General features: G+C 65.4%; 8 protein-coding genes. 5 read left to right on the forward strand and 3 right to left on the reverse strand.

Annotation, left to right across the window (positions count from 1 at the left end; genetic code table 11):
• Positions 1-52: 52 nt before the first annotated feature.
• On the forward strand, positions 53-412 hold the full coding sequence (locus G510_RS0105930; RefSeq protein WP_051216436.1) for a plastocyanin/azurin family copper-binding protein: 360 nt from the start codon (positions 53-55) through the stop codon (positions 410-412).
• A gap of 135 nt (positions 413-547) precedes the next feature.
• Here G510_RS0105930 and G510_RS0105935 read toward each other — a convergent pair whose 3' ends face one another.
• Both G510_RS0105935 and G510_RS18490 read right to left on the reverse strand, forming a co-directional pair.
• Complete coding sequence (locus G510_RS0105935; RefSeq protein ID WP_029152891.1) at positions 548-1,810, reverse strand: tyrosine-type recombinase/integrase; 1,263 nt, start codon at positions 1,808-1,810, stop codon at positions 548-550.
• On the reverse strand, positions 1,807-2,460 hold the full coding sequence (locus G510_RS18490) for a helix-turn-helix domain-containing protein (RefSeq protein WP_169562568.1): 654 nt from the start codon (positions 2,458-2,460) through the stop codon (positions 1,807-1,809). Before G510_RS18490 ends, G510_RS0105935 begins: the two co-directional genes overlap by 4 nt.
• Positions 2,461-2,559: 99 nt before the next feature.
• On the opposite strand from G510_RS18490, the gene G510_RS0105945 reads away from it, so the two are divergent.
• From G510_RS0105945 to G510_RS0105960, 4 genes are all read left to right on the forward strand, one after another.
• Positions 2,560-2,778: a helix-turn-helix domain-containing protein gene (locus G510_RS0105945; RefSeq protein WP_029152892.1), complete on the forward strand. Its 219-nt coding sequence runs from the start codon at positions 2,560-2,562 to the stop codon at positions 2,776-2,778.
• Positions 2,779-3,074: 296 nt separating this feature from the next.
• Positions 3,075-3,719: a hypothetical protein gene (locus tag G510_RS15555; protein ID WP_036322087.1), complete on the forward strand. Its 645-nt coding sequence runs from the start codon at positions 3,075-3,077 to the stop codon at positions 3,717-3,719.
• A 259-nt stretch (positions 3,720-3,978) separates the two neighbouring features.
• Positions 3,979-4,560 (forward strand): copper chaperone PCu(A)C, encoded by a 582-nt coding sequence (locus tag G510_RS0105955; RefSeq protein ID WP_029152893.1) that lies wholly within the window; start codon positions 3,979-3,981, stop codon positions 4,558-4,560.
• Entirely contained in the window at positions 4,560-5,801 is a 1,242-nt protein-coding gene (locus G510_RS0105960) for a Dyp-type peroxidase (protein ID WP_029152894.1), read from the forward strand. Before G510_RS0105955 ends, G510_RS0105960 begins: the two co-directional genes overlap by 1 nt.
• Positions 5,802-5,837: 36 nt before the next feature.
• Here the strand turns inward: G510_RS0105960 and G510_RS15560 are convergent.
• Positions 5,838-6,179, reverse strand: a 342-nt coding sequence (locus G510_RS15560) for an integrase core domain-containing protein (protein WP_036322092.1), incomplete at its 5' end; no start/stop codon positions are given.

The raw sequence follows: 6,179 nt of genomic DNA on the forward strand, positions 1-6,179 counted from the left end.
ACCACCCCGTCCACATCCAACCAGTACCCCGCATCAACATCGAAGGAGCATCATGTCCCGCAGCCATCAAGCGCCCCGCCGAGCCGCCGCGACCCTCGTCACGTCCGCGCTGGCTGCCGTACTAGCACTCGGACTCGCAGGCTGCGGAAGCAGCGGCACCGAGCACACCGTCACCATCGACGGGCTCAAATGGACTCCCGCCGAAATCGAGATCGAGGTCGGCGACACCGTCGTCTGGGACATGGAATCCAACGGCATGCCACACGACGTAGTCTCCGACGACGAGCTCTTCGCCAGCGAACTCATGACCGAAGGCGAGTTCCGCTACACCTTCACCGAAGCCGGCGAGTACGGATACCATTGCACACCCCACCCCCCAATGATCGGAACCATCACGGTCGTCGAGCCTTGATCCTTGCGCGTCAGCCTGTTGAGACGCAAGACCACCGATGAGCTCGCGCATGTTGGGAGCCTTTCTGGGTGAGGTTGCTGCCAACGGCAAGTAGCACGTTCTGCACGGACTGCGCTATCCGGTGGGTGCTGTGCCTCAGAGGCCGAGGTGGGCGGCGAAGCGGTCTACTGCTGACCTCTGCATGGTCGGGGTGACGTGGGAGTAGATGTTCATCGTCGTCGTGATCGTTGAGTGCCCCAACCGCTCCTGGACGACCTTAGGGTGCTCTCCGAGTTCGAGCAGCAGGGTTGCGTGGGTGTGACGCAGGCCCTTGATCGTGACCCGGTGCAGGCTGTCGAACTTCGCGGTCGCCCACTTGAGGCGGCGATCCCAGCGGCTGGTGATCGCGTCGGGTGAACGGAGCTTCCCGTCATCGTCGCCGAAGACGTAGGCGTCGGCCTTCGCGAGCTCGAACGACACCTCAGCGCGGGCGACCTTGTACGAGGCGAGCGCTTTCAACGTCTCGGCGTCCACGTCGATGACGCGGGCTTGCCCGGTCTTGGTGGTCTTCGTCTTCGTCCAGTCGTCGGTATCGACGGCGCGGCGGATGCTGACTCGCATGGTCTTCGCGTTGATGTCCGACCATTTCAGGGCGAGGGCTTCGGAGCGGCGCATACCGGTGTAGGCGATGAGTCGCCACAGCGGGAACAGTTCGTCTTCGAGGGTGTCGCGGTTCCAGGTGAGGAAGGTCTGCAACTGCTCGGCCGTCCACGTCGCGATCTCGGGTTTCTGCGCCCGCACCTCGCTGGACTTCGGGGGTTTGACGGTGCGCTTCTTCTTCGCCGGGTTAACCGTCAGGTGCCCGTCGTCGATCGCAGCGTCCAGGATCGCGCCGAGCACGACGTGCACCTTGTGGACGCTGTTGGCCGACAGCGGCTGTCCTTTGCCGTATTCGTCGCTGCGGCCGTGGTCTTCGAGGTCGCGGTAGTGGCGGGCGATCCTGGTGGCGGTGAGCTTGTCGAGCCGGATATTGCCGAGCTGGGGCCGGATGTGGTTGCGGATGATCTTCTTGTACCCGGTAATCGTGGACGCCGCGAGCTTGAGCCCCGCCACCCACTCATCCGCATAGGTGCTCACGGTCGGCACCTTGTTGCCAAACTTCTCGTTCTGCTTGCGCTGCTTCAACGCCTCCTGCAAGGCGTCGTTGGCTTCGTCGGTGCTGGTGAACCCGGAACGGGTCAGGCGACGTGATCCCATCTCGGGGTACTCGGGGTCTTTCAGAACGTAGATCTGGAACCGCCACCGCTTCCCCGTGTCGGTGTCATAGGACTGGATCGAGCCAGGCTGCCGAGAGCGCGAACGCCGCTGCTGCGTCTCACCCCCGCCGCCCTGCCCTGCGGACTGTGGCTTCTTCGTCATGACCGGGTGCTCCTTGCCGTGCTCTGCCCGGGCCGGTGAGTGTCGGCATAGTTCTCGATGTAGTTGGCGGCGTTGAACACGCGCCCCTCCGGGTCGAGCCGCACGCCCCGCTCCTGGATCACTCGCGCGCGTGCCCGCGCCGCCTCCAAACGCTCCTGGTATGCGGCAATGGTCTTCGGGTGCGCCTGAGTCCTCTCGGGGTCGCCCTTGCTGGGGGCGGTCATGCCCGCGAGGGTGGTTTCGAGGTGGTGGATGCGGTCGGTGCAGATCACCCATTCCTGCTGCCAGTAGTTGAACAGCCCCTCATCGGTGAGCCCGAGTTCCCCGCGCATCCACCGATCAATCTCCTCCGGCTCGTACCCCTCCGGCACCCCGGTGAGCGTCGTCTGCTCGTCCGGCGGGGTCAGGAGCGCGGCGGGGGTGGTGCGCAGCAGGTAGGCGATCACGGTCAGGTCGTCCACGTCCACGCGGCGATCCCCGGCCTCCAGCTTGCTGATGCCCGAGGTGGAGAGCTTTCGCCCTGCGGCTTTCAGCCCGTCGGACATGGTGCGCAAGTCCATGCCGATCGCTTGCCGGGCGGCGCGGATGTTCTGTGCGACGTGCGTGTTCGTGATGCCTGCGGGGTTGCCCCGCACCCTCTCGGTTTCCATAGTAGAAAACTACAGCGCAATGCTTGACAGCGCAAGTGCGATTCTCTACGGTGGGATGAACCACATTTCTCGGCGCTGACACGAACGGATGGTGTGACGATGCGGCAGAGCACCCTCGACATGGACGATCTCCGCAAGCGGCGCAGCCTCGTCATCACCCGCAAAGAAGCCGCCGAAGCCCTCGGCGTCGATCCCCGCACGATTACCACGAGCATCAACGAGGGCACGATCCCGCATGTGAAGCTCGGGCGTCGAATCGTGATCCCCCGCGAGAAGTTCCTCGCCCTCTTCGCAGACGCCACGCCCGACGGGTCGTAGGCGGCACTCTGAGGCGATGCCGAATCGGCACCCCCGCGCCGAGTTCCCGGAGGAATGTCGGCGGAGCATGACGCGCAAGAGCACCTGCGACCCCGCCGTGCTCGACCGCGAGCTGGACGCTGCACGTGGACATTGTCGTGCCCTGCCTCCGCCGGATAAGTTTGGACTCGATGCTCCACCTGGAAGCGACCGGGGCGGGCCAAGTCTCGGTCTGTAACGGTTGAACAAGCGCCGGACATTATTCTACGAGGGCGCTGAGTACCTGGGCCTTACCTGAGACCTGCGATAATGAGCGTATGCAGTCTCCGTCGCGTCTCCCGCACCTCGTGCGCGGGTCGAGTGCGGCTGGGATTGCGACGTTCGCGGCATTGTTCTCGCATGTCGTCGGCGGTGGCGCGATGCCTGGGCCGCTGGGGATTTCTGTGCCCTTGCTGCTGTCGTTGATGGTGTGCATCTTGCTCGCTGGTCGGAAACTGTCGCTTGCTCGGCTGTCGGTGTCGGTGGTCGCGAGCCAGACCTTGTTCCACACCTTATTCGTGCTCGGCACGCCCACCGCAGCCGCGGGCGCGCAGATGGATATGTCGGGCGGGGCTCATCATCACGGTCACGGGATGATGCAGATGCCGGTGGTGTCGGAGCAGACGATCACGCTGGTGCATGGCGATGCCACGATGTGGGTGTCGCACTTCATCGGTGCTGCGATCACGGTCTTCTTCCTGTACCGAGGCGAGCAGGCGATTCATCGTCTCCGCGCCTTGGCTGAGCAGTTCGTCGCATGGGTGCGGCATCGTCTCGTGGTGCCGCTGCGTCTCCCGGTCGCGACGGCCCCGGCGCGGGTGCCGGTCACCGTGGAGATGAGCGGTTGGACGGTGCTGTCTCAGCTTCAGGCCTCGACGTTGAGCAGGCGCGGGCCGCCTCGTGTCTTTCGGATCGCTCACTAACTCTCCCAGTGTCGCCGCTTCCGGGCTGGCGATTCTTGTGCTGTAGCCGGTTGTCGCCGCCCACGCACGCATATCCTGCGTGCGTTGTCGCTTGCGCGAACCCTCCAGCCGCATAGCACAGAGCGTTCGAGCGTTTCCATACGGCAGTTCGTATCGATCTGACCGCATCCCCGTACAGGCGGGTGGCGGTGCCGACCCCGCGCACGCGTGCGCCTCGTGGTCGGGAGTATGCATGTCTGAAAGGCACAAGAAACCAATGATGAAGATTCGCAATCGCGCCGCTCGCGCCGGGGCCGTGTTCGGGGTGGCGCTGCTGGCGCTGACCGGATGCGCGACCGGGCAGAACGAAAGCGCAAGTACGCAGCAGGAGGAGCCTGTCGCGCAGACGGCCCAGGCGGACTCGGTCATGATCGAGGACGCGTGGGTGAAGACCGCCCAGCCGGGCGACATGACGGCCGCGTTCGGCACCCTCGAGAACGCTTCCGATCAGGACGTGACGGTGGTATCGGTGGAGTCGTCGGCGTCGCCGATGATGGAACTCCACGAGACCGTCGAGAACGATTCCGGGCAGATGGTGATGCAGGAGGTCGAGGGCGGCTTCACGATCCCCGCGAACGACCACCTGCACTTGGAGCCGGGCGGGAACCACCTCATGCTGATGGAACTCCCCGAGGCGATCCAGGCCGGTCAAGAGGTGACGTTCACACTCACGTTCTCCGACGACTCCACGTTGGAGTTCACGGCCGTCGCGAAGGACTACGCGGGCGCAAACGAGACGTATGAGGGAGACATGGATCATGGCGACATGAACCATGACGACGCCGAGCACAGCGAGCACTGATGAGCGCCCCCGACCGGGGCGAGCCGTCCGTTAAGGCGGCGTCGACCCGGCGGCAGTTCCTCCTCGGAGGGGCCGCCGCCGGGGTCGGCGCGGCTGCCACGCTCGGCATCGGCTACGCCCTCACTCCACACGGCGAGGCCACTCCTGCGTCGGTGCCGCTCAACGGTGACGAGACGGTGCCGTTCTACGGCACCCATCAGGCGGGGGTCGATACCGATGCACAGGCGCACGCCATGTTCATCGGCCTCTACCTACACCCAGAGACTGACCGGGATGGGCTGCGGCGCATGATGGGGATTCTCACCGACGACGCGGCACGACTCGCCCAGGGCGTGCCGCCGCTCGCAGACTCCGAACCGGAACTCGCAGTCGCACCCGCGAGGTTGACGGTCACGTTCGGATTCGGGCCGGGCTTCGTCACCCGCGCAAGCGGCACAGGTCCTCAGTGGCTTCAGCCGTTGCCCGCGTTCGGCATCGACCAACTCCAACCGGAGTACGGTGACGGGGATCTACTGATCCAGGTCGCCTCAGACGACCCGGTCACGGTCGCGCACGCGACCCGGATGCTCCTCAAGGACACGCGCAGCTTCGCGAGTCTCCGGTGGGTGCAGCCGGGGTTCCGGCGGGCGCACGGCTCGGTGAAGCCGGGCACGACGATGCGGAATCTGTTCGGGCAGGTCGACGGCACCACCAACCCCACCCCGGGAACCACCGACTTCGATAAGGTCGTGTGGGCCACGGGCGGCTGGTTGACCGGTGGCACGGGGGCGGTGATCCGCCGGATCCGCATGGATCTAGACAAGTGGGATCGCCTCGACCGTTCCGGCCGCGACCAGGCCGTGGGCCGCTTTCAGTCGAACGGGGCACCGCTGACGAGTAGCCCGCACGAGCAGGCGGCAGAGTTCGATGAACCCGACTTCGAGGCGAAGACCTCGACCGGGTTCACCGTGATCCCGGAGTTCTCCCACATGGCGAGAGCCCGCCCGGTAGAAGCAGGCGAGCGGATCTTCCGTCGCGCCTACAACTATCAGGGGCCACCCGTCGGGGATGAGCTGTCGGAGTCGGGGCTGATCTTCGTCTCCTACCAGGCGGACGTGGAGCGGCAGTTCGTGCCGATCCAGCGCCGTCTGGACGAGCTCGATCTGCTGAACGAGTGGACGACCCCGATCGGCTCGGCCGTGTTCGCGCTCCCTCCCGGATGCGCGGAGGGCGGCTTCATCGGCGACACCCTCCTCACCTGAGCCGACGTGCCCTGCGCTCGGCTCGATTGTCCCGCGTCAAGTAGTTGGCAGGATTTCTTCGATTTCGAAGTTGGGGATGGTGGGGTGCGCGTGGCCGGCGTAGACGTCGGCGGGTCGGTTCCAGGCGATCGCTTCGTGCGGGCGGACGTGGTTGTAGTCGTGCCGGTAGGCGTCGATCTGATCGACGAGGGTCAGGCCGTCGTCGATTTCCTCGCGGAACAGCCACTCGTACTTCATCGTCCCGAAGCCGCGTTCGCGTGACCCGTTCTGACCCGGCGTTCGCACTCTCGTGCGGACGTGGCGGATCTCAGGGTGTGCGGCGATGAACGCTTCGAACGTGAATGAGCGGAACGGGCCGCCGTTGTCAGTGACGATCGT

The sequence above is a fragment of the Microbacterium gubbeenense DSM 15944 genome (assembly GCF_000422745.1).
GTDB classification, from domain to species: domain Bacteria; phylum Actinomycetota; class Actinomycetes; order Actinomycetales; family Microbacteriaceae; genus Microbacterium; species Microbacterium gubbeenense.

What these genes read in the sequence shown, in the direction of transcription:
- G510_RS0105930 (WP_051216436.1), top strand. Translation starts at nt 53, where the DNA reads ATGTCCCGCAGCCATCAAGCGCCCCGCCGAGCCGCCGCGACCCTCGTC.
- G510_RS0105935 (WP_029152891.1), bottom strand. Translation starts at nt 1,810, where the DNA reads ATGACGAAGAAGCCACAGTCCGCAGGGCAGGGCGGCGGGGGTGAGACG.
- G510_RS18490 (WP_169562568.1), bottom strand. Translation starts at nt 2,460, where the DNA reads ATGGAAACCGAGAGGGTGCGGGGCAACCCCGCAGGCATCACGAACACG.
- G510_RS0105945 (WP_029152892.1), top strand. Translation starts at nt 2,560, where the DNA reads ATGCGGCAGAGCACCCTCGACATGGACGATCTCCGCAAGCGGCGCAGC.
- G510_RS15555 (WP_036322087.1), top strand. Translation starts at nt 3,075, where the DNA reads ATGCAGTCTCCGTCGCGTCTCCCGCACCTCGTGCGCGGGTCGAGTGCG.
- G510_RS0105955 (WP_029152893.1), top strand. Translation starts at nt 3,979, where the DNA reads ATGAAGATTCGCAATCGCGCCGCTCGCGCCGGGGCCGTGTTCGGGGTG.
- G510_RS0105960 (WP_029152894.1), top strand. Translation starts at nt 4,560, where the DNA reads ATGAGCGCCCCCGACCGGGGCGAGCCGTCCGTTAAGGCGGCGTCGACC.